The organism is Bartonella sp. CL435QHHD (genome assembly GCF_042195095.1).
Classification (GTDB): Bacteria; Pseudomonadota; Alphaproteobacteria; order Rhizobiales; family Rhizobiaceae; genus Bartonella.
In genome coordinates this window covers 1-2,410 of record NZ_JBHINS010000057.1, presented here as the reverse complement: position 1 = coordinate 2,410, position 2,410 = coordinate 1, and the positions used below count along the sequence as shown (strand labels likewise).

Below are 2,410 nucleotides of genomic sequence, written 5' to 3'. Positions count from 1 at the left end.
TTCACAAAGGATTTCTTCTGCTTGCTCTTGGCTAATACACATGCCTTTTTTGACAAGGGGGTTCCCCGCATTGCTGGTGTGACCATAACCAATCGTCCAGACACATGCCGTATCTCGATATGCTTCTAAACGCAAACCTTCCCATTGTTTGATAAGCTCTAATCCTTCTTTCGATATCTTTCTCATCTGACGCTCCATAAAAAAAGCCCCACAAAAGTGGGGCTGGATAAAATGATGTTCTAATCAATCTCGCACTAATTATAATAAAATGGGTCGCTACATCCACGGGCGCCTATTTTTTCATCTTCTACATAACGAGAATGCGCAAAATTCCGCGCAAATTCACCATTACTAGCATCACCGGACCAATCGCCTCCTCCCAACATAACATTTACGTCTACACGTAAACTGCTTCCTTTTTCCCCTGTATGCCATTTCGTCACGGGATAACAACCAGACAAAAATTGCCACACATAACCGCAACCATCCTCACAACCGATATACGAAATCATACGACGATTTTCTGTATCAACGTGTCCTCCAGACGTTTTGGGAGAAGGCGCTTTATTGCCTATAATACTGGTTCCAGAATTGATTCCACACATGCAAGACGCGAACTCATCACTCGTCAAAAATCTCTTATTAACAGACGAAAAATCAACGTGATGGTCAGAATAGCTACGATTGGTTGTAATCGGAACACCATAGGCAGACTTCGTATTTTCATCTGTCCCTGATTGAAGATAAATATCAACCCAAATATTCTTCCACGGATCGTAAACCATTCCCTCTGGGTCACTACGTGGACGGTGATTGAGACACCAAACAGAATCAGGGAGAATATCCCCCGCTTGATAACCCGATAACGGATGATCTTCAATCTCACCAACATCTGCACAAAGCGTATGAAATCCACCAATCTTTTTAGAGGTATCCTCTGTATAGCCATCAGGAGCTGTCGGATTGTCCGAAATATTAAAGTTGATCTCATTATTATTAGTGAGGGTTGGTATAAGATAAATATAATAATCCTTGCCTGCTTCAAGATCTTTGTCAAAAGTCATCCTTCCACGCCCTGGAACGCGGAAAAAGAGGTACCTACCCCCATTCTCACCACCATGATAAAAGCGAAAACATGCACCGTTATTGATCACAAGACCTTTTCTATTTTCCGGATCGTCTTCCAGAATTCTGTTAGGTTGATTAAAACGCACATTCTCTAAAAAATTAGTGGAAAGAGAACCTACCTTACTTTGAAGTTCAGAAAGACTGTCACTGTTCCTCTGTGCCTTCTCTTGAACTTCTGTCAATGCACTCTTCGCTTCTTCCGCTAACACTTTTGCCTCAGAGGCGGCTGTATTCGCAGAATTTGTCGTTGCTGTCACCGTGTCTAATGAACTCTTGACCTCTCCAAGCCCTTGCTTCGTCGTATCAGCTTCTTCTTTTGCTTGCTCCGCAACACTCTTCGCTTCTTCTGCTGTCGACTTCGCAGTCGCGGCTACTTCCTTGGCTTCTTCTGATAAACTTTTTGCACTCAAAGCGGTTTGGCTTGCTTGATCACTCGTGGATTTTGCTTCATTGGCTATTGTTTCTAAGCCTTCTGCTTTAGATTTTGCATCGCTAGCCTCTCTTAGTGCTTGATCTACTTTCTCTGTTACACTCTCTGCTGCACTTTTCGCCGATTCCGCCAAACCCTTCGCTTCTGAAGCTGTTTGCGAGGCTTGTTCCACTCCTGTTTGCGCCGATTCGGCAACTATCTTAACAGTTGCAACAGATGCCTTGACTTCAGCACAAGCATTCTTGGATTGTTCTGAAAGAGCTTTTGCCTCTTCTGCCATTTGCTTGGCGGCATCTGATGCACTCTTGGATTCTTCTGCTAATCCCTTGGCTGTATCCGCTGTATCTTTTGCAAGATTAGCGGTTGTCGTAGCTGCTGTAACCGCTTCACCCGTTTTCGTCACCTCTGTAAGCGCTTGATCAGAAACCCTTTTCGATTCCTCTGCAACCTGTTGCGCACTATTTGCACGCGCCATGGATTTTTCAGACTCTTGCCTTGCATTAACAACCTGTTCTAATGGTGCAAAAGTTTCATACGAATACAAAGATGCCGTCCCTAAAATCTTAGGAACAACAACGCTATCTTGCGAAGTTCCTTCTCTGATTTCCTCTTGCGTTGCTATTGGTATCAGATACTCATGACTATGATCGGGTATTTTCATATGTTTTATTCCTCCATTAAACCTAAAATGAACACTCTTTCAAATCTTCAAACTCTTCTCTTAAGGTCTCTAAGCGCTTCTCTAAATCTTTCACAGAACCATCAAGCTCTGTTTTCAAAGCTGCTTTCAGTAAATCAAAAACGCCATTAAGCGGCGCATGTACAAATACTTCCCCCGAATACAAAACGACC

At 43.2% G+C, this 2,410-nt stretch carries 2 protein-coding genes; both read right to left on the bottom strand.

What is annotated here, in order from left to right; genetic code table 11:
- Nucleotides 1-186, bottom strand: a 186-nt coding sequence (locus ACFILH_RS03445; RefSeq protein WP_375667178.1) for a lysozyme, incomplete at its 3' end; no start/stop codon positions are given.
- 68 nt (nucleotides 187-254) lie between these two features.
- Nucleotides 255-2,219, bottom strand: coding sequence for an alanine-zipper protein (locus ACFILH_RS03440; RefSeq protein WP_375667365.1), 1,965 nt, complete (start codon nucleotides 2,217-2,219; stop codon nucleotides 255-257).
- Nucleotides 2,220-2,410 lie beyond the last annotated feature (191 nt).